Source organism: Bacteroides sp. (genome assembly GCF_030151085.1).
Taxonomy (GTDB): Bacteria; Bacteroidota; Bacteroidia; order Bacteroidales; family Bacteroidaceae; genus Bacteroides.
The window spans coordinates 64,008-84,620 of the sequence record NZ_JASLER010000040.1 but is presented as its reverse complement, the minus strand read 5'-3'; the positions used below and the strand labels follow the sequence as shown (position 1 = coordinate 84,620).

The window sequence follows — 20,613 nt, the reverse complement described above, 5'->3', positions numbered from 1 at the left end:
GCCTATATATAGTCAATTCGTGTGCCAAACTCGTAATTGATTGATTATTAGCAATTCTGTAAAACAAACCTATGTTCACTTTCGGACAACTGTCCGCACAGAAACGAACAATATCAATAAAAGGCAAAAAACGAATAAACCTTTTAGGGGTATTTATTTTCATAGGTGTCTATTTAATAAATGAGCATACTATGGAAATAAATACATTAATATCAAAATACCTATCCGGCGAAGCCACCATTGAAGAAAAGCTTGAATTGGAAGCTTGGCGCAATGCTGACGAAAAGAATGAGAAAGAATTCCAGGAACTCGTTGAAAGTTGGAATTTAGCTCATTCGGAAATTCAATACCTTTCTCCCGACAAAGAAAAAGTATGGAACAAGATTGTGAGTAGCATAAATCAGATGCAGCCGGTTAAAATGTATTCCCGTACTATATTCTATCGTACTATTTCTATTGCTGCAACTATTGCTTTACTGATAGGGGTTTCATTGCCCATGTTCTTTTCAGGAAACGAAGTAAGCAAATGGGTTAGTTTCAAAGCTCCTTTGGGGCAGAAAGCAGAAGTTTGTTTGCCTGATGGCACAAATGTTTCTCTCAATTCAGGTTCAGTACTTACTTATTCTACTGACTATAGCCGTACTAATCGTTCTGTAAAGTTACAAGGTCAGGCCTTTTTTGATGTAATCAAAGATAAGGAACACCCATTTGATGTAGTAGTAGGAAATGTAAAAGTGGTGGTTCACGGTACTTCTTTCGATGTGAATGCTTACAAAGATAACTCTGAAATAGCAGTTACCCTGCTGACCGGAAGCGTCAGTATCCTTTCTGCTTCTTCCAATAAAGTTTTGGCGAATATGAAGCCGAATCAAAAGGCGATTATTCCCTTATATGATAAAGACAAATGTAATCTGATTGCTTGTAATGCCGAAGAAGAAGCCATCTGGCGTTTGGGCAAACTGAAAGTTGATGGTGAAGAACTCGTTGATCTGGTCAAAAAGATGGAACGTTGGTACGGTGTGAAGATTGTTGTAAACAACATCAATACTACCAAACACTATTGGATGACTGTAAAAACAGAATCCCTTAAGGAAATGCTCGAGATAATTAACCGTATTACGCCTATTGATTATTCTATAAACGGAGAGGAGGTAACCATTACATGTAGATAAGCAACTATAAAAAGCGGACGTAGAAGACGGCCATCTCCTACGCCCATTCAATACAAAAATCCCACGCATAGATATTATTCGCTAAGCGAATAGTATAGGGAAGTCTTGCATTTGCAGACAAAGGTAATAATTAATTTTTTATTTAACCTTAAATGAGTTTACAATGTTAAAACTTAAACAAATATTAGGTAGTGTATATATTTTGTTCTGCTTGTTATCCTATTCAGCAGCCAGTGCTCAGAACTCAGGAAATATAAATATTCCGGTAGGACAAACAACACTAAAGAGTCTGATACAACAAGTTGAAAAACAATCGGACTACTCTTTCGTATTCGATAATTCTATTTCTTTAAATGAAACGCTATCATTAAAGGGAGGTACTAAAGATATTGGTTCTATTTTGAAGCAAGCTTTTCAAGGGAAAGATATTGCATTCGAAATTATAGGGCAACAAATTATTCTGAAGAAGGCATTGAAAACCAATCAGCCTGAAAAGAAGATTACAGGTACAATAGTAGATGAACTGGGTGAGCCGGTTATTGGTGCGAGTATCCGAGTTAAGAATGTCAATACAGGTACTATCTCGGATGTGAACGGTGCTTTTTCGATGGTGGTATCGGGCAACGCTGAACTTGAAGTGTCGTTTGTCGGATATATTACCCAGACTGTAAAAGTCGGCAACAAACAGAGTTTGCAGATAACAATGGGTGAAGATGCTCAGGCATTGGCGGAAGTGGTAGTAACTGCTCTGGGTATCAAACGTGAAGAAAAAGCTTTAGGTTACGCCGTACAAAATGTGAAAGGCGATCATCTGCAAACGGTAAAAGGTATCGATGTAGGTTCTTCTCTAACCGGTAAGATTTCTGGTGTGAATGTAATGAACTCAAGCGAGTTTGGTGAAGGACCTCAAATCTTGGTACGTGGCGAGCAGCCTTTGCTGGTAATCGATGGTATTCCTTATGCCAATATGACTTTGCGTGAAGTCGCTTCGGACGATATCGAGTCATTAAGTGTATTGAAAGGTGCTACCGCCTCGGCTCTTTATGGTTCGCGCGGACAGAGTGGTGCTATCATGGTTACTACGAAGCGTGGTGCCGAAAAAGACGGTATCAGTGTTTCTGTAAATAGCGGTACGATGTTTTCTGCCGGCTACCTGGCTATTCCCGAATTGCAATCTACTTATGGACGTGTATTGAAGCAGAATCCGGATGGTACTTCGGAATATGTACGTTCGGCAGACGGTTCTTGGGGAGCTCCGCTCGAAGGACAGGAAGTTATTCAATGGGACCCGGCGTCAAAAACCATGAGAGCTATGCCTTACATCGCCCGTGGTAAGAATAACTTTAAGAATTTCCTCGAACAGGGATATATCCTAAATAATAATGTAAGCATTGCGCAGAAAGGAAAATACGGTAATGTACGTGCTTCGGCTACCTGGGTCAATAACAAAGGACAGTATCCCAATTCTACTTATAATAAGTATACCTATACTTTGGGTGGTGATATAAAGTTTGATAAGTTTTCGTTTACTACAAACCTAGCTTACAATAAGAATGAATCGCCTAACTTAGGATTTAATGGTTATACCGGCTATGATCCTATGTACAGTTTGCTGATATGGGGCTCTCCCGACTGGGATATCAGAGATTATAAAGATTATTGGTTGATACCTAATGAAACTCAAAACAATAGTTATACAGCAGGTAACAATAACCCTTACTTTGACCGTTACGAAAGACTTCATACATTGAATAAAGACATCTTCAATGGTTCATTCGAATTGAAATACGAACCTACAAAATGGTTGAATACATTAGTTCGTCTGGGTTATGATACGTACAGCAACCGTCAGGATGTCAGAATCTCAAAAGGTTCTTTCCAGGGTGGAGGTAATTCTACTATCATTTCAGGAGGAACGGAAGTTTGGGGAGAGTCTCAAAAAGGTTCTTATAATACCGGTATCGGTCGTGGATATAGCATTAACGGTGATTTTATCACTTCTGCCAACTATAGCTATAAAGATTTTGCGGTTGATGGTTTTGTGGGTGGCTCTATTATGTATACACAGGACGAAGGTTTGGAGGCATTTACAAAAGGTGGACTTTCAGTACCCGGATTTTATTCACTGAAGGCTTCGATAGATCCTGCTACAGTCGCTTCTCGTATGTATAAAAAGCAGACTAACAGTATCTATGGTCGTTTAGGATTGTCATGGCGTAGTTTGGCATTTGCCGAAATGACTCTTCGTAATGACTGGGTATCTACACTTCCCGAATCTACCCGTTCTTACCTTTATCCTTCTTTCTCGGGTAGCTTTGTGGTTTCCGAACTGTTGCCCAAAATGGACTGGTTGTCATTATGGAAAGTCAGAGGCTCATGGGTGACTTCAAAAAAAGCAGCCGATATCTATGCCATCAATTCCGTATTAAGCGTAAATAGTAGTGTTTGGGGGGCATTAAGTTCGGCTGTATTACCTACCACAATCCGAGGTACCGATATTCTGCCCGAATCTACAAGTACGTATGAACTGGGTACTGCGATCAATCTATTTAAGAACAGACTTTCTTTTGACCTTGCTTATTACAATAAGAAAGCTTTCGACTTTATAAAGAATGCCAGTATCAGTCCTTCTTCAGGTTATTCTTCTAATTTCGTGAATACGGGCGAAGAAGTGACAAGAAAGGGAGTTGAACTTACCGTTAACGGTACTCCTATTGAAACAAAAGACATCCGTTGGGATATATCAATCAATTGGTCGAAGTATGCCGATTATTATACGAAGCTAGACCCTGTTTATTCGGCAGATAAACCTTGGGTGAAGGTAGGCGAAAGAGCGGATGCATTTGTTTACCGTGATTATCTGAGAGATCCTGCCGGAAATATTATTCATAACTCTTCCGGTTTGCCCGAATATTCTAAATATGATGAAAAGTATGGTAATCAAGGACCGGATTGGATATGGGGTATTAATACTACATTGAAGTACAAGAACTGGCAATTGGCTTTATCTTTTGACGGACGTGTAGGAGGTAATATTACATCGGTTACTGAAATGTATATGTGGCGTTCGGGTAATCATCCTAATTCTGTGACTCCGGAGCGTTATTTGGATATGAAAACTCCCGGAAGTAAGAATTACATTGGCAAAGGAGTGAAGATTGTTTCAGGTACAGTTCAATATGATACGTATGGGAATATCGTTCCCAGTTCTGATACTCGCGTATTTGCTGAGAATGATATAGCCACTACTTATAAATCGTATGTGGAAGCTTACCATAAAGGTACGGCATGGGGTGGAGCACCTTCGGGAGCCGAAATTTATAGTGGTACCTTCTTTAAGTTGAGAGAAGTTTCGTTGACTTACAATGTTCCCAAGTCAATTTGTTCAATGATAAAAGCTCACACTTTGTCTGTTTCCGCTATTGGTCAGAATGTGCTGTTTTGGGCAAAAGAATTTAAATATTCCGATCCCGATGGAGGAACTGAGAACTTCTCGGACCCTTCACAGCGTTACCTGGGTTTTAATGTAAAAATAGGTTTCTAACTTGTTAAATAAGAAGATTATATGAAAATTATACATCGAATAGTATATACAGCAGGAATTGTATGTTTGGCTTGTCTGTCTGCTTGCAACAATTTTGACGATATAAATACCAATCCCGATTCTATTACAAAGGCTAGTGCTTCTATGTTATGCACCAATATTGTGCTGAGTAATGTGAAGTTTAACGGAAGAGATGCCAAAGCTTTTCTGGAACAAGGAGGCCTCGCAAAATATCTTGGCTATGCCAATGAGAGCCAAATGAGCTCACAATATAATAGCTTTGGAAACAGTAGTTTCGATCAGATGACCCTGCTACCCAATATTGAGAAAATGGTGGAGTATGCTACTGGCACAACTATGGAAAATTCCTATAAGGGGATAGCCAAATTCTCCAGGGCTTATATGTTTTATAAATTGACAATGCGAATGGGAGATATTCCTTATAGTCAAGCTAATCAAGGTGCTACAGGTAATTATCGTCCTACGTATGACACTCAAAAGGATGTATTGCTTGGTATCCTTGACGAGTTGAAAGAAGCAGATGCTTTTTTCGCTAATGGAGTAAACTTTGAAGGTGACCCGACCCCGTTTGCCGGTGATCCTGCTAAATGGAGAAAAGCATCCAACGCTTTCGCTTTGAGAATTCTTATGAGTATGAGTAAAAAAGAAAGTGATGCTTCCTTAAAACTCAAAGAACGTTTTGCTGAGATTGTTAGTTCCGGTAATTTGTTAACCGAAGCAGATGGATACCTGGGATTGATATATAACTCCATTAATAAGCATCCGTTGTATGGAACAAACGATTTGTTTACAAGCCGTACGGTACTGAGTTCATTACTGATTGATGAACTTAAAAGTTTGAACGACCGCAGACTGTTTTACTTTGCCGAACCTGCAACCATCAAAATAGCTAATGGTGAATCTGCATCTGATATGGATGCTTATGTTGGAGTGGATGTATCTATGGACTATGCTCTGATGACTGCTAATTATCTGAAAGGTGACTATTCTCTTTTGAATGTCAGATATCTGAAAGATGCAACTTCTGAGCCGAGAATGATGGTATCATACGCTGAACAACAATTCCTGTTGGCTGAGGCTCGTATTCGTGGTTGGATTACGACCGGTAGTGCTGAAGAATACTATAAATCGGGAGTGAAATGGGCTTTGAAAATGCAGATGGAAACTAAAGGTGACGAGTATGCACATGGCATGGAGATTAACCAAGCCTACATCGATAACTATTTTACTGGTGAAACTGCCTTTAAATCTACTACTGATGAGCAATTAAAGCAAATCTGGATGCAACGTTACTTGTTCAACTTTATGCAAGATAGTGAAGAAAGTTATTTTGAATACCGTAGAAACAAATATCCGGTATTCCCAATTGACCCGAGTACTAACTTGAATATGGAGAATACATCGGCTATTCCTATGAGATGGCTTTATCCAACATCAGAAACCAACTATAACAGAGAGAATTTGGAGACTGCTTTAAATAGCCAGTTCGATGGTTATGATGAGGTGAATAAGGTGATGTGGATTTTAAAATAGAAAATTGAGATAGAAAGGTCATGGTAGAAATATTCTTTTGTGTATTTTTGCTATGACCTTTATAATAATAACTATGTAAATGAGTATGAGATATTTGTTTTTGCTGATCTTTTATTCCTTACTGGTAGGTTCTTTATTTGGACAGCAAGTAGTAAAAGGGAAAATATTCAGTAAAGAAGGAGGAGTTAAAGGAGTAGTTGTAACAGATGGGAAAAGTTTTACTACTACATCTGGAGACGGGCTATTTCATTTAAATACTGATGGAAATCAAAGATTCATATACTATACACTACCTACCGGATATGAATCGCCTATAGAAAATGGGGTACCTCTATTCTATAAAAGAATGGATGCGAATTCCGATACATATAATTTTGAAATCAATAAACTGGCGGGTTCGCAGAAGAAACATACTTTTATGGTATGGGCAGATCCGCAAGTCAGTGAATTGTCTGAGTTTAATTTACTTGATACGGTTGTTGATGATATTGTCGGATTCAGAAGTGAAGATAAATCTTATTGGCATGGAATAAGCTGTGGAGATATGGTATTCGACCACTCGAATTTATTTGTGAATTACCAGGAAACTGTTTCTAAAATACCATTTCCTTTTTATCAGGTTATAGGAAACCATGATTTGGATTATTCAAACGAAACCAATAGTTCTTCAGCCGTATCTTTTCAAAAGCATTTTGGTCCCGATTATTATTCTTATAATGTAGGGGATATTCATTATGTTATATTGAACGATTTGTTTTATTACGGTTATAAGTATCACTATATGGGGTATTTGGATCAGTATCAATTGGACTGGTTGAAAAGAGATTTAAGTTATGTCAAGAAAGGTACGACCCTGGTCATTGCACTTCATATTCCAAGTATGTATAAGGATAAAGATACTTCTCCCAATATGGAAACAAGACAGAAGAACTCCATAATAAACAATCAGGCATTTTATGATTGCTTGAAAGGGTATAATGTTCACATATTGGCAGGTCATAGCCATACGCAATGGAATACTATAATCAATGATTCAATTTTTGAGCATACACATGCCGCTGTTTCTGCTGCATGGTGGCAAGGAGAAGTTGGTACCGATGGTACTCCCAAAGGATATACTATTTATCAAGTCGATGGAAATAATATTTCATGGTATTTTAAAGGAGTTGGAAAGGCAAAGGAATATCAGTTTAAGGCATATCCTGTTGGTGCGGATAAAGATTATCCCGAATCATTTATTGTAAATGCTTTCAATTATGATCCTGGGTGGACTGTACAATGGGCAGAGGACGGAGTGGTAAAAGGAAGCATGGAACAATATTGGGGAGTAGATCCATTGGCAGGAGAATTATATCAACCCAATAAGAATACAAAGTATGACTGGTTGAGTTATACTTACACAGACCATCTCTTTAAAGCGACTCCATCTAATAAATCAGCACAAATAGAAATTATAATAACGGATCGTTTTGGCAAGAAATATGTTCAGAAGATCGGCAACGAGGCACTTTAATACGAATTAAGTAACTAATAAGCGAAGAATAATGAAACAACTACTTTTTATTTTATCGGTAATAGTATTCTCTTTTTCTTCTTGTGCAGACAAGAAGCCTGCTTATCAAGTGATTACTACTCCAACCGGAACTTGGGAGTTAATATGGGATGAAGAATTTGATTACGAAGGACTACCGGACTCTACCAAATGGAGTTATGATACTCAAGGTAATGCCACAGGTTGGGGTAATAATGAAGCTCAATATTATACCATTGCCGATAGCTCCAATGCTTATGTAAAAGAGGGTATACTTACCATTACCGCCTTGAAGTGCCCCATGGGTGGCAAAGAATTCACTTCCGCCCGATTGATAACCAAAGGTAAAGGCGACTGGTTATACGGTCGTTTCGAAACACGGGCCAAATTACCTTCCGGTCTTGGCACATGGCCTGCCATCTGGATGCTTTCTACCGATTGGGAGTACGGCGGTTGGCCGGCAAGCGGTGAAATCGACATTATGGAAAATGTAGGTTATGATCCTGATACTATTGTAGGAACTGCACATACAGAAAGCTATAACCATGTATTGGGTACACAAAAAACGGCAAAGATTTACTATCCCGATTCTTATAAAACCTATCATACATACGTGTTGGAGTGGGAACCGGACGAATATCGTCTGTATGTAGATGATGTACTTTACTTTACCTTCAAAAACGAGAAGACCGGTTTCAAAGAATGGCCCTTCGACAAGCGTTTCCATCTCCTTCTGAACCTCGCCGTTGGTGGTAATTGGGGAGGAATGAAAGGCATTGATGATACTCTCTTTCCGCATAAGTTTGAGATAGATTATGTGAGAGTATATCAGAAAGTAAAATAAGCAGATTCTCCATTTACGTATGAAAATAACTCATTTACTGTCGGCTTGCACAGTCATTTTACTGATTGCCTGCTCGCCGACAGGTAAAACCTCTGTACCTGCAATTCCAGTGGATAAGGAGATAGAAGAGAAGGTGGAAACCACTCTGAAGAAGATGACTCTTCAAGAGAAAATAGGTCAGATGACTCAACTGACATTGGATGTAGTGACGAAGGGTGATAATATTTATCATACTGCTTTCCCGTTACAGTTGGATGAAATAATGGTAGATACGGTACTGCGAAAATATAAAGTTGGTTCTATCCTTAATGCTCCATCCAACACTCCGCTGACTGTAAATGAGTGGGCTTCTGCTATCACCGGGCTACAGAAAATAGCCATTGCCGAAACAGGTATTCCTATTATATATGGTGTCGATCAAATTCATGGGACTACCTATACCATTGGTGGAACAATGTTCCCTCAGGAGATAGGTATGGGGGCTACTTTCAACCCTTTGTTGGTGTACGAAGGTGCCAAGATTACCGCCTACGAAACAAAAGCCGGCAACATCCCTTGGAATTTTTCTCCTGTGCTTGATCTTGGACGCGATGCACGCTGGTCGCGTATGTGGGAGACATACGGTGAAGATACTTATCTGGTCTCCAAAATGGGAGTAGCCTGTATTAGCGGATATCAGGACGCCGATCCTAATCATATTGGCAATAACCAAGTAGGCGCTTGTCTGAAACACTTCATGGGCTATGGAGTTCCATATTCCGGAAAAGATCGTACGCCTTCCTACATTTCCGAACAAGATATGCGCGAGCGTCACTTTCAGCCATTTCTTGAATCCATTCGCACCGGAGCACTCTCGGTGATGGTGAACTCGGCGATGAACAATGGTCTTCCTTTTCATGCCAACTACACTCTACTGACAGAATGGTTGAAGAATGATTTGAACTGGGATGGTGTCATTGTTACCGATTGGGCGGATATTAACAACCTCTACCAGCGCGATAAGATTTGTGCTACGCCTAAAGAAGCTGTTAAGCTTGCCATTAATGCAGGTATTGACATGTCTATGGTACCTTACGAATGGTCGTTCTGCAAGTATCTGAAAGAGTTGGTTGATGAGGGTGAAGTACCCATGAGCCGTATAGACGATGCCGTACGTCGTGTGCTACGCATGAAGTATCGTTTGAATCTTTTTGAACGTCCTTATTGGAGCCCCGGGGAGTATTCAGACTTCGGAAGTGAAAGACATGCCCGTGTGGCGTTGAAGGCTGCTGAAGAGTCTATCACTCTGTTGAAGAATGAAGATCAAATCCTGCCGGTCGACTCGGGAATGAAAATACTTGTTACCGGTCCCAATGCTAATTCTATGCGTACTTTGAATGGTGGGTGGACTCTTTCCTGGCAAGGAGAGAAGGCAGATATGTATGGTGAAAAATACAATACCATTCTCGAAGCTATGATAAAGAGAGTGGGGGCTGCACAGATCGTTTATGAACCGGAAATAGAGAAAGCCGCTGCCGCTGCCCGCAGGGTAGATTATATTCTTCTTTGTGTAGGCGAAAACTCTTATTGTGAAACACCGGGAAACTTAACGGATCTTACCCTTTCGTCCGATCAACTTCGTTTGACTCGTGCCCTTGCTGCTACCGGCAAGCCCGTCATACTGGTTCTGAATGAAGGTCGCCCACGTATTATTTCGGAGATAGAGCCTATGGTAAAGGCAGTTGTACAAACTTACTTACCCGGTAATTATGGAGGCGATGCATTGGCGAAGATTCTTTATGGGGATGTCAATCCCAGTGGTAAGTTGCCCTATACTTATCCACGCTATGTACACTCTTTGATTACTTATGACCACAAGCCGTGCGAGAATATGGATAAGATGGAAGGTGCTTACAACTATGATGCTGTAGCTTCCGTACAGTGGGCTTTCGGTTATGGCCTAAGCTATACCACCTTTACATACTCCGGTTTAAAAGTGGATAAGAAGGATTTTAAAGCAGGCGATACTCTGACTTTTACTGTTAAGGTTACCAATAGTGGCAAATGCAGTGGCAAGGAAACTGTGTTACTCTTTGTCAGCGATGAAGTGGCTTCGTTGACACCTGATGTCCGCCGCTTGCGTGCATTTGAGAAAATAGAGTTGATACCGGGCGAAACTAAAACTGTAGTGATGAAAGTCAATGCAGATGATCTTGCTTTTGTTGGTGGCGATGGTAAATGGAGGTTAGAAGAAGGCAAGTTCCATATACAGGTTGGAAATCAGACTCTATCATTGAATTGTGAGCAAACTAAGGTATGGAATACTCCTAACAGAGACTACTGAATCAGCCAAAATAGGAATGAGAAAGAGGCTGTTGCCAATGTTTCCCGTATGCGTTTCAACGCAATTCCCATTTGGGCTTCTATGGTTTTTACCGAGATATTCAGCTTCTCGGCTATTTGTTTATAGGTAAGTTTCTCTTGTCGGCTTAATATGAAGATTTCCCGGCACTTTTCAGGGAGTTGGTCAATGGCTTTGTATAATAGCGTGGTGAATTGTTCAATATCGTAACACTCTTTACCCTGCTTTTCCTGTTTTTGCTGATTGAACCAATTCTCTAATAAATAGTGGCGGTTCTGTTCGTCGCGCAGATGATTCAGTACTCTATTTTTGGCAGCATGGAAAAGATATGTTTTAATATATTGAATTTCTATTTCATCTCTGTTCTCCCAGAGTTTTAGATACACCTCTTGCAACACATCTTCTATAACAGTGATATCTTGGGTATAAAAGTTGAGGAAATGGCACAGTTGATCGTAATATAAGTCATAATATTTTCGAAATGTGGCGATATCCATTGTGTTTCTGTAGCTTTTCAGTATTAGATTATGTTGCAAACATACATAAAAATATTGATTTTAAGGAATTACAGTTGTCCGTTTTCTACCATCAATATTACTCGTTCGGTCAATGCATCATCTCCGGTCGGGTCATATTGTTTTTTCAGACTGGCACCGAAGAGTGCGGCAAATGTCTGATAGAAGCCTGCTTTGAAAGGACCCATAAAGGCTTTTACCAGTTCGTAGCCAGTGGAATTTGATTGACGGTCTACCAGCTTTATCAGCAATTTGCCTTGGGCGAAGGAGAGCTTTTTCATGCGTGGGGTATATTGTTCTTTCAAGCTTTTTTCTACTTCTTTCATGTGTTTTTGGCGGGCTTTTTCGGTAGGTAAAGTCATCATGTACTCGTATGTTTCGATAACAGCACGATTGATCTCTTTGGATATGGGGAGTACTTTCTTTACGTCGCGGATAAGCTTATAGTAATTACTCATATCCCGCTTATTCTTGAATTTTAGGGGCTTGAATATATATACGGTTGGAAGGTTGACGCATGGAATAGTATCTCCTTCGTATACGCACATAGGGGTTAGATAGACTGTCTTCTCACCGCCAGCTTTTGAAGGTTGCTGTTGGGCAAAACATTTCAGGCTTCCCAAAACGAGAAACATGATGAATATTACTATGTTAACCCTTATAATCATGGCGCAAAAGTACACCATTCTATGTAATCTTGTTGCATTACAGCGATTTTTCCTTGTCAGATTAACTAATTTAAGGTAACTTCGGTGTCTGTAAACATAATAGTGACCTATCGTAAATGGAACATGTCAAGATAGGAGTCTTTTTAAGTATGCTGCTAGTGACTCCTGTACTTGAAGCTCAAAATACGACCGAATCTCTCCTTGAAGAGAATTTGGAACAACTCTCGATGGAAGATGACACCGAACGCAATTGGGAAGACGAACTGCAAGAACTCTCCCGACGCCTTGAAGAACCGGTTAATATCAACACTGCCACCAAGCAACAGTTGGAGCAGTTTCCTTTTCTCTCGGATCTGCAAATAGAGAATATCCTTGCTTACCTGTATATTCATGGACAAATGCAGACGCTTTATGAGCTACAGTTGATAAAAGAGATGGATAAACGTATTATCGACCTGTTACTTCCGTTTATCTGTTTGAAAACCGTAGACGAGAAGAAAAGATTTCCTGCCTTGAAAACTCTGCTGAAGTATGGTAAGCACGAAGCTCTTGCCCGGCTGGATATTCCCTTTTATAATCGCAAAGGCTATGAAAAGAATTATTTAGGGCCTGCCTTTTATCACTCGCTGCGCTATAATTTTCATTATGGAGATTATTTGCAAGTAGGGGTAACGGGAGAAAAAGATGCAGGAGAACCTTTCTTTGCTTTACAAGATCGTAAAGGATATGATTATTATTCCTTCTATTTCCTGATTAAGAATATAGGCAGACTGCACACATTGGCATTAGGCAATTATCGATTGAGTTTCGGGCAAGGCTTGGTACTGAGTACTGATTTTCGTTTGGGCAAGACCTTTTCCATGTCTACTTCGGACTATCGTTCAGGAGGAATCCGTAAACATAGCTCTACCGACGAATACAACTACTTTCGTGGTGCAGCGGCAACGATCGGTGTTCTTCCTTCGCTGGAATTGTCAGCTTTCTACTCGCATCGCTCTATGGATGGTGTAGTAGAAGGAGGAGAGATAACCTCCATCTATAAAACAGGATTGCATCGCACGCAGAAAGAGGCTGATAAGATGAACGCTTTTACTTTACAGTTGATGGGAGGTAACCTGACTTACGAAAAGAACTCATTAAAAGTAGGAGTAACGGGCATTTACTATTTCTTTAACCGTCCTTACGAACCTGATCTAAAGAAATATGCAAAGTATAATCTGCATGGGAATGATTTCTATAATATCGGCATAGATTACAGGTACCGCATTGGGCGTCTTTCCTGGATAGGTGAGGCGGCAACCGGCAAACAAGGGTATGCTTTGTTGAATCAGTTAAAGTATAATCTCTCCGCTGATTATAAACTTCTGCTGATTCACCGCTATTATGCTCATAATTATTGGTCTATGTTTGCCCGCACTTTCGGTGAGAGTAGTACGCCGCAGAACGAAAACGGTTGGTATCTGGCGGTGGAGGCTACTCCTTTGGCTCGTTGGAGATTGTTTGCAGCACTCGACTGCTTCTCTTTTCCGTGGTGGAAGTACCGTATCAGCAAGCCGTCGCAAGGAATAGACGGTATGTTTCAGGTTAATTATTCTCTCCAAACGAATTTGTCCATGTATATCAATTACCGTTATAAACAGAAAGAAAGGGATGTGACGGGAACGAGCGGGAAAGTGATCCTGCCTACATACCATCATCGTACACGCTATCGATTGATATATACTCCCGCTACCTGGAGGTTTCAGACTACTATCGACTATAATCATTTTCATTCTCAGGATAAACCTGCCGGGCAAGGATACCAATGTACCCAGTCCCTTGCCTATTCTTTCCCCTCTTTTCCTGTGGCAATTTCTTTGCAAGGCACCTATTTTCATACAGATGATTACGATTCCCGTATCTACGCATCGGAGAGGGGGATGTTATACACATTTTATACACCTTCTTTCTATGGTAGAGGCTTCCGGTATTCGGCTTATCTCCGTTATGATTTGAACAAGACTTTTATGTTCCTTGTTAAGTTCGGGCAAACAAATTATCAGGATCGTGACGTTATTGGTTCCGGTAATGACCTGATAGAAGGCAGCAGAAAAACCGACATGCAAATGCAGCTCCGCATCAAGTTATAAGGAGAAAGATCGTGTATTTTTGTTTTGCTAATTGTTTATTCTTTATCTTTGCAAGAATCATAATCCGAAAAAAGTAGTATGACTGTTATTTATCCATCTCCTATCTTCGGTCCTGTTCATTCCCGCCGTTTGGGAGTATCTTTAGGGATCAACCTATTGCCTGCCGATGGCAAAGTGTGTACCTTCGACTGTATTTATTGTGAATGCGGTTTCAATGCCGACCATCGCCCTAAACAGAAGCTCCCTACACGTGAAGAAGTCCGCACAGCACTAGAAGCTCGCCTGCTGGATATGCAGCAGAATGGTCCTACCCCCGACGTGTTGACTTTTGCAGGCAACGGTGAGCCGACGGCCCATCCGCTTTTCCCCGAAATCATAAAAGATACACTTGCTTTGCGTGATAAGTATTTTCCTGAAGCCAAAGTGAGCGTTCTGAGTAATGCTACCTTTATTCATCGTCCTGCTGTGTTCGAGGCTTTGAATAAGATCGATAATAACATCTTGAAGCTAGATACTGTGGATGCGAAATATATCTGCACGGTTGATCGTCCTAACTCGCATTATTCAGTAGAAGAAATCATTGAATGTTTGAAAGCTTTCAAAGGTAACTGTATCATTCAGACTATGTTTCTGAAAGGTAGTTATCAAGGTTTAGAGGTGGATAATACTTCCGATAAATACGTTCTTCCTTGGTTGGAGACAGTAAAAGAGATAGCACCCCGCCAAGTGATGATCTATACCATCGACCGCGAGACACCCGGTCATGATTTACAAAAAGCCACTCACGAAGAGTTGGATCATATTGCGGCGCTGGTGAAAGAAGCCGGATTATCGGTCAGTGTTTCCTATTGATTGGGGTACGCTAGCTAAACTATCAGTCACTTAATATACTATAATAATGAAGCCAATAGCAATTAAAGACCTAAACGAGAACTTCTTCCAGACAATAGGCAAGGAGTGGATGCTGGTAACAGCAGGAGATAAAGAGCAATTCAATACCATGACCGCCAGTTGGGGTAGTATCGGTTTTCTTTGGAACAAGCCGGTAGTGTTTGTCTTTATTCGTCCTGAACGTTATACTTTTGAGTTTATTGAAAAGAGCGAATACTTCACTCTGTCTTTCTTGGGAGAAGAGAATAAAGCTATTCATAAAATATGTGGTAGTAAGTCGGGCCGGGAAGTAGATAAAGTGAAAGAAACCGGACTAAAGCCTATTATTACTGAGAAAGGAAACATATTCTTTGAACAAGGTCGCCTGAACCTTGAATGCCGTAAACTCTATTCGGACACGATAAAAGAGGAATGTTTCATCGAACTAGAGGCTTGTAAGCAATGGTATGGCGGTGTGCATGGCGGATTCCACCACATGTATATAGCAGAAATTACTGGAGCTTGGATAAAGGAATAAGGAAGGACTTTATTATATTTCACTAGTTTTTAGTCCATAAGCTTAAATTATAGGTAGCCTCTACCTTGTCCTCCACTTCATCCGGAAGGGCAGGGAAGAAGTCGATGCCTGTAATTCGTTCCACTTCGTCCACGGAGTTGACGTAGCTGTCCAGTGGGTGGTTACCCGAAGCATTTTTATAAATAAAGCCGATTGCTTTAGGTGGTGTACTGGTGGTACAGAGTATTACCTTAAAGAAAGCTTCGGGAACGGTGACCCGATGCTGCTTTCCAATAGTACGGTGCTTTTGTTGGTAGAGTATTGGGCCGCAGACGATGTAGATTTTCCCTTCTGCTTGTGCCCATTTGCGGCAGGCCTCTTCCAGTTCTTTCCAGTCTCCACGGTTCAGATTATGATTTTGCGGGCAGATGTTAGTCATGTAGAAACTTTCTTGCATGGCTTTCCAGTGCCAACGGTTATCTCCGGCAGGACACATGTGGCCGCGATCCATACCGGCACCTTTGTAGTCGTTTGTGGTTACAGCTTCATCTTGGGGCAGATCAGGATCGGGGAGGAATTTATCGGTGCGGCTTTCACGTTCTACCAGCTTTTCCGGAGAAAGTTCCCAAGCTACCCAGTTGGGGATTTTCATATCCTTATTATAGGATACAGTATATCCTTTCCTATGCAATATTTGCTCAGGCATGCTCTTTAGAGGGGCAGGAAGAAGTACATCATCACCTATCACAGTGTTTTCAGAAGATAATTGATTAGCAGCCCCTTTCTCTACAGATCCAGTTGCAAAGACAGACTGGTTTAGATGCAGGACTTTAGCTATCGGTTCATACAGAAAGCAAGCTATAGCTATCAGTATAATCAGATAAACTACCCCTTTAGACGATTGTTTCTTTCTCCTTCTTTGTACCATCATACTATCCAACTACAAATCAATCACTGAACACTAATCACTATCATAACACTTCCTTCGCTCTTTCCAATGCCACATTGATATTCGGGCAGATATTCTCTTCGCCCAGCAGCTCATAGAAGCCCGATTTCTGCAAAACGCTGTGTACGTTCTCATTCACCCCCGAAAGTATGATCGTAATCTTTTCTTTCTTCGACATCTGGCAGAGATTTTCCAAATTATGGATACCTGTAGAATCAATGAAAGGCACTTTACGCATGCGGATGATACGCACTTTAGGACGATCTCCCAACTGTGCCATGACTTCCTCGAACTTGGTAGCAATACCAAAGAAATACGGACCATTGATTTCGTACACCTCTACGCCTTCCGGAATTATCAGATGCTCTTCACTAGTAGTAATATCCAGTTCTGCATTCGGATCAATTTCATCCTTGATGACAGATATTTCGGTAGTTTCCATGACACGGCGCATGAAGAGGACACAGGCAATAACCAGACCCACTTCGATGGCAATTGTCAAATCAAAGATAACCGTCAGGAAGAAAGTAATCAGCAACACGGTAACGTCTGATTTCGGACTCTTCATTAGTCCTTTGAAGGTGCGCCAGCCACTCATGTTGTAAGAGACAATCACCAATACTCCCGCCAGGCACGCCATGGGGATATATTGTGCCAAAGGCATGAGGAATAGCAGAATTAGCAATAATACTATAGCATGAACTATACCGGCTACAGGTGTCTTACCACCATTATTGATATTAGCCATCGTACGGGCAATGGCGCCGGTTGCAGGAATACCACCGAAGAGAGGCGTTACCAGGTTGGCGGCACCTTGTGCAATCAGTTCAGTATTAGAATCGTGCTTGTCGCCAATCATACCGTCGGCTACTGTAGCGGAGAGTAAAGACTCGATAGCTCCCAGTACTGCAATAGTAACAGCTACGGGGAACAGGTTTTTTATGGCTTCCCAGTTTAATGCAGGAACTACTGCATCCGGCAGTTCGGCTTTGATACTGAAACGGTCGCCTATAGTATCAATACAATCAATTCCACCATATACCTTCATCAGATAGACGACCACCGTTACTACGATGATAGCGATCAGTGAGCCGGGTATCTTTTTTGAAAACTTGGGAGTAATTGCTATGATAACGATGCTGACTATACTTACTATCGTATTCCACCAATTAACCGTATCGAAATGCTGGAAATAAATAATCCATTTTCCTACGAAATCTCCCGGCACCTTCTCTCCTCCGAAGTTCAGTCCGAAGATGTCGGCAATCTGTGTGGTGAAGATGGTGACGGCGATACCACTCGTAAATCCTACAATAATAGGATAAGGGATAAACTTGATAACCGCTCCCAGCTTGAATACTCCTAAGAGAATGAGAATAACCCCCGCCATCAGCGTGGCGACAATCAATCCCGATTCTCCGTATTGCTGTATAATGCCATATATGATGACGATAAATGCACCTGTAGGTCCACCAATCTGCACTTTGCTACCTCCCAATAAGGAGATGATGAAACCTGCGATGATGGCCGTAATAATACCTTTCTCCGGCGAAACACCGGAGGCGATACCAAACGCAATGGCAAGTGGCAGGGCGACGATACCGACAATGATACCAGCCATCAAGTCTGCCATGAATGTTGCTTTCGAGTAATTTTTTAAAGCTGCGTAAAGCTTTGGTTTGAATTCAAACGCTTTCATTTCTATCTACTTTTTATACGAATTGTAATGTCTATATTGCAAACAAGCTGCAAAAGTAGATAAAATAATGTATAGATTAATGGATTACTCTCTTTTTTATGGGCATAACGGGTTCTTTGTTGATGGTAATGATCCTTTTGGCAGTAGAATCGTTCTTTATGGAAGTGACATCTCCTTGAGTGGTGAAGTAGACATAGTTTCCACGGTCGTAGAAACGGTACACTTTGCAGCCATCATGTTCGAACAAATAACTGATTTCATACGTGGAATTGTTTTCGGATGGTTTGTTCTCCAAAGGAATAGCAGTATAACAAGAGGTAATTCCTATAAAAGTGAACAGAAGGACGAATAATTTACTCATTGCTTTCATAGCCTACTTTTTTAATGGATTGATGAACACAAATATAGTCTTTTTTGTTTCTAAAAAAGATATATGCCAATTAAATATATCGAAAGGGCTTCTTCGGGTTACTGAGCGTGATAGATTTTAACTATAATGCAATAGATAAATCCGATAGGTCCTAAGTGTGGTTATTTCAAACTATTTTCTTAATTTTGTAATGTTGAAAACGATAAGACGAACAAAAATACGTAATCATATTAACTAATTAAAGAAAGAATTATGAGCAAAAGTGTTAAAGGAACTCAGACTGAGAAGAATTTATTGACTTCATTCGCCGGTGAATCACAAGCAAGAATGCGTTACACTTACTTCGCAAGCGTAGCAAAGAAAGAAGGTTATGAACAAATAGCCGCAATCTTTACAGAAACTGCCGACCAAGAGAAAGAACACGCTAAACGTATGTTCAAATGGTTAGAAGGCGGAATGGTAGAAATCACTGCTTCTTATCCTGCAGGTATCATTGGTACTACTTTGCAAAATCTTCAGGAAGCTGCTGCCGGTGAGCACGAAGAATGGTCATTGGATTATCCCGGCTTTGCTGACGTTGCCGATGCAGAAGGTTTCCCTGCTATCGCGTTGATGTATCGCAATATCGCTATTGCTGAAAAGGGTCACGAAGAACGCTATCGTGCATTTATCCAGAACATCGAAACTGCCAGTGTATTTGCCAAAGAAGGTGAAGTAGTATGGCAATGCCGTAATTGTGGTTTCATTTATACAGGTAAAGAAGCTCCGGAAATTTGCCCGGCTTGTTTGCATCCACAGGCTTACTTCGAAGTAATGAAGAACAATTATTAATAAATAGGAATGCTGTCCGAAGGACAGCATACTCTTTTTAATTCCACTATAATACCCGGATATCTTTCTTTGAAGGATGTCCGGGTATTATTTTCTTTTACCATAAGAGCTGCCCTATAAGTGCCTATGTTGGCACAGAAACTGGTTAATTGCGTTCAATTTTATAATGAAATTACTTATAAAGTTAAGATATGCTATATCTTTGATAGCATATTATGCATAGTTATACAATTCAATGAGTGATTCTTTTCATATATACACCGATACATCTGCACTTCCCGTACACCAACATGAAGCATACCTTGAAGAAGGTTTTGGCGGAATTTGTACAGGAGGTACAGCTATAATAAAGGTGTTTTCTGTTTGTCGCAAAATATCTCCGAATGATTTGGTAACCCTTTTGCCGCTACAATTGGCGCAGATACAGGAAGTCAGTGATGATTTCGCTATGACTTTTTTCAAAATCAATAAAGTAATGTTTCTGGATGTAATGAGTGGTTTGGGAAAAATAACTCCTGACTTCTTCTTTTATATGCGGAAGAATTTTCAGGTTCGTTTAAATGACAATGATACTAAAAGATTCCTCGGCTTTTGCAACGTTATTGATTATCGCGAGAATAATGATGATCCTCATTTCTGGCGGGAAACCATGTTACATCTATTGAGGATTTATTTTTGGGATTTCTATGTTCACTTCCAAAAGGTAACAAATAAGAAGAAAACATATCTGAACTCCCGCAAGGAAAGCATTGCTTTTAAATTTTCAATGCTGGCATTCGAACATTGTAAGGCACACCGTGAAGTCAACTTTTATTCTGAAATGTTGTGTATTTCCTCTTTATATCTCACCAAAGTCATACAGGAAGTTAATGGTCAATCTCCTCGTGAAATGATTGCGGATTATCTCATTGTCGAAATAAAAAGGATGCTTCGGGATGCAAACCTTGACATAAAAGAAATTACTCACCAAACAGGATTTAGCAACCAGTCTTCCATGAGTCGTTTTTTTCGCCAGCATACAGGGATGTCACCGTCTGAATATAGATGTACCATTCATATCATACAGTAACCTTAAAACT

At 40.5% G+C, this 20,613-nt stretch carries 16 protein-coding genes; 11 read left to right on the top strand and 5 right to left on the bottom strand.

Features of this window, described 5'->3' with window-relative positions:
- Nucleotides 1–191 precede the first annotated feature (191 nt).
- The 6 genes from Q1W14_RS07615 (at nucleotide 192) to Q1W14_RS07590 (ending at nucleotide 10,968) form a co-directional block, all read left to right on the top strand.
- Entirely contained in the window at nucleotides 192–1,172 is a 981-nt protein-coding gene (locus tag Q1W14_RS07615; protein WP_300700376.1) for a FecR family protein, read from the top strand.
- A 163-nt stretch (nucleotides 1,173–1,335) separates the two neighbouring features.
- The gene (locus tag Q1W14_RS07610) at nucleotides 1,336–4,716 is read left to right on the top strand and encodes a SusC/RagA family TonB-linked outer membrane protein (protein ID WP_300700374.1); all 3,381 of its coding nucleotides are present in this window, start codon (nucleotides 1,336–1,338) and stop codon (nucleotides 4,714–4,716) included.
- A 21-nt stretch (nucleotides 4,717–4,737) separates the two neighbouring features.
- A complete protein-coding gene (locus Q1W14_RS07605; RefSeq protein ID WP_300700372.1) occupies nucleotides 4,738–6,270 on the top strand; it encodes a SusD/RagB family nutrient-binding outer membrane lipoprotein in 1,533 nt (510 codons plus the stop codon).
- Nucleotides 6,271–6,349: 79 nt separating this feature from the next.
- The gene (locus Q1W14_RS07600; protein ID WP_300700370.1) at nucleotides 6,350–7,783 is read left to right on the top strand and encodes a calcineurin-like phosphoesterase family protein; all 1,434 of its coding nucleotides are present in this window, start codon (nucleotides 6,350–6,352) and stop codon (nucleotides 7,781–7,783) included.
- A gap of 31 nt (nucleotides 7,784–7,814) precedes the next feature.
- Nucleotides 7,815–8,645: a glycoside hydrolase family 16 protein gene (locus tag Q1W14_RS07595; RefSeq protein WP_300700368.1), complete on the top strand. Its 831-nt coding sequence runs from the start codon at nucleotides 7,815–7,817 to the stop codon at nucleotides 8,643–8,645.
- Between the two features lie 19 nt (nucleotides 8,646–8,664).
- On the top strand, nucleotides 8,665–10,968 hold the full coding sequence (locus Q1W14_RS07590) for a glycoside hydrolase family 3 N-terminal domain-containing protein (protein WP_300700366.1): 2,304 nt from the start codon (nucleotides 8,665–8,667) through the stop codon (nucleotides 10,966–10,968).
- On the opposite strand, the gene Q1W14_RS07585 is transcribed toward Q1W14_RS07590, so the two are convergent.
- The gene (locus Q1W14_RS07585) at nucleotides 10,962–11,483 is read right to left on the bottom strand and encodes an RNA polymerase sigma-70 factor (RefSeq protein WP_300700365.1); all 522 of its coding nucleotides are present in this window, start codon (nucleotides 11,481–11,483) and stop codon (nucleotides 10,962–10,964) included. The two genes, Q1W14_RS07590 and Q1W14_RS07585, sit on opposite strands and share 7 nt — an antisense overlap.
- 68 nt (nucleotides 11,484–11,551) lie before the next feature.
- Nucleotides 11,552–12,187, bottom strand: coding sequence for a DUF4294 domain-containing protein (locus Q1W14_RS07580; RefSeq protein ID WP_300700364.1), 636 nt, complete (start codon nucleotides 12,185–12,187; stop codon nucleotides 11,552–11,554).
- Between the two features lie 98 nt (nucleotides 12,188–12,285).
- Here Q1W14_RS07580 and Q1W14_RS07575 point away from each other — a divergent pair, with 98 nt between their 5' ends.
- From Q1W14_RS07575 to Q1W14_RS07565, 3 genes are all read left to right on the top strand, one after another.
- Nucleotides 12,286–14,298, top strand: a complete 2,013-nt coding sequence (locus Q1W14_RS07575) for a helix-hairpin-helix domain-containing protein (protein ID WP_300700363.1) — start codon at nucleotides 12,286–12,288, stop codon at nucleotides 14,296–14,298.
- A 78-nt stretch (nucleotides 14,299–14,376) separates the two neighbouring features.
- Nucleotides 14,377–15,150 (top strand): radical SAM protein, encoded by a 774-nt coding sequence (locus Q1W14_RS07570; protein WP_300700362.1) that lies wholly within the window; start codon nucleotides 14,377–14,379, stop codon nucleotides 15,148–15,150.
- Between the two features lie 43 nt (nucleotides 15,151–15,193).
- Nucleotides 15,194–15,706 (top strand): flavin reductase family protein, encoded by a 513-nt coding sequence (locus tag Q1W14_RS07565; RefSeq protein WP_300700403.1) that lies wholly within the window; start codon nucleotides 15,194–15,196, stop codon nucleotides 15,704–15,706.
- Between the two features lie 22 nt (nucleotides 15,707–15,728).
- Here the strand turns inward: Q1W14_RS07565 and Q1W14_RS07560 are convergent, their stop codons facing one another.
- The 3 genes from Q1W14_RS07560 to Q1W14_RS07550 form a co-directional block, all read right to left on the bottom strand.
- Entirely contained in the window at nucleotides 15,729–16,616 is an 888-nt protein-coding gene (locus Q1W14_RS07560; protein ID WP_300700361.1) for a DNA/RNA non-specific endonuclease, read from the bottom strand.
- A 40-nt stretch (nucleotides 16,617–16,656) separates the two neighbouring features.
- Nucleotides 16,657–18,333 (bottom strand): SulP family inorganic anion transporter, encoded by a 1,677-nt coding sequence (sulP, locus tag Q1W14_RS07555; RefSeq protein ID WP_300700360.1) that lies wholly within the window; start codon nucleotides 18,331–18,333, stop codon nucleotides 16,657–16,659.
- Nucleotides 18,334–18,409: 76 nt separating this feature from the next.
- On the bottom strand, nucleotides 18,410–18,703 hold the full coding sequence (locus Q1W14_RS07550; protein ID WP_300700359.1) for a DUF4884 domain-containing protein: 294 nt from the start codon (nucleotides 18,701–18,703) through the stop codon (nucleotides 18,410–18,412).
- A 252-nt stretch (nucleotides 18,704–18,955) separates the two neighbouring features.
- On the opposite strand from Q1W14_RS07550, the gene rbr reads away from it, so the two are divergent.
- Together rbr and Q1W14_RS07540 are read left to right on the top strand one after the other, a co-directional pair.
- Nucleotides 18,956–19,534, top strand: a complete 579-nt coding sequence (rbr, locus tag Q1W14_RS07545) for a rubrerythrin (RefSeq protein WP_300700358.1) — start codon at nucleotides 18,956–18,958, stop codon at nucleotides 19,532–19,534.
- A gap of 235 nt (nucleotides 19,535–19,769) precedes the next feature.
- Nucleotides 19,770–20,603 (top strand): helix-turn-helix domain-containing protein, encoded by an 834-nt coding sequence (locus Q1W14_RS07540; protein WP_300700357.1) that lies wholly within the window; start codon nucleotides 19,770–19,772, stop codon nucleotides 20,601–20,603.
- Nucleotides 20,604–20,613: the final 10 nt, after the last annotated feature.

Coding starts and splice junctions, on each gene's coding strand:
- sulP (WP_300700360.1), bottom strand. CDS start 18,333: ATGAAAGCGTTTGAATTCAAACCAAAGCTTTACGCAGCTTTAAAAAAT.
- Q1W14_RS07590 (WP_300700366.1), top strand. CDS start 8,665: ATGAAAATAACTCATTTACTGTCGGCTTGCACAGTCATTTTACTGATT.
- Q1W14_RS07560 (WP_300700361.1), bottom strand. CDS start 16,616: ATGATGGTACAAAGAAGGAGAAAGAAACAATCGTCTAAAGGGGTAGTT.
- Q1W14_RS07550 (WP_300700359.1), bottom strand. CDS start 18,703: ATGAAAGCAATGAGTAAATTATTCGTCCTTCTGTTCACTTTTATAGGA.
- Q1W14_RS07615 (WP_300700376.1), top strand. CDS start 192: ATGGAAATAAATACATTAATATCAAAATACCTATCCGGCGAAGCCACC.
- Q1W14_RS07585 (WP_300700365.1), bottom strand. CDS start 11,483: ATGGATATCGCCACATTTCGAAAATATTATGACTTATATTACGATCAA.
- Q1W14_RS07610 (WP_300700374.1), top strand. CDS start 1,336: ATGTTAAAACTTAAACAAATATTAGGTAGTGTATATATTTTGTTCTGC.
- Q1W14_RS07600 (WP_300700370.1), top strand. CDS start 6,350: ATGAGTATGAGATATTTGTTTTTGCTGATCTTTTATTCCTTACTGGTA.
- Q1W14_RS07540 (WP_300700357.1), top strand. CDS start 19,770: ATGAGTGATTCTTTTCATATATACACCGATACATCTGCACTTCCCGTA.
- rbr (WP_300700358.1), top strand. CDS start 18,956: ATGAGCAAAAGTGTTAAAGGAACTCAGACTGAGAAGAATTTATTGACT.
- Q1W14_RS07570 (WP_300700362.1), top strand. CDS start 14,377: ATGACTGTTATTTATCCATCTCCTATCTTCGGTCCTGTTCATTCCCGC.
- Q1W14_RS07580 (WP_300700364.1), bottom strand. CDS start 12,187: ATGGTGTACTTTTGCGCCATGATTATAAGGGTTAACATAGTAATATTC.
- Q1W14_RS07575 (WP_300700363.1), top strand. CDS start 12,286: ATGGAACATGTCAAGATAGGAGTCTTTTTAAGTATGCTGCTAGTGACT.
- Q1W14_RS07595 (WP_300700368.1), top strand. CDS start 7,815: ATGAAACAACTACTTTTTATTTTATCGGTAATAGTATTCTCTTTTTCT.
- Q1W14_RS07605 (WP_300700372.1), top strand. CDS start 4,738: ATGAAAATTATACATCGAATAGTATATACAGCAGGAATTGTATGTTTG.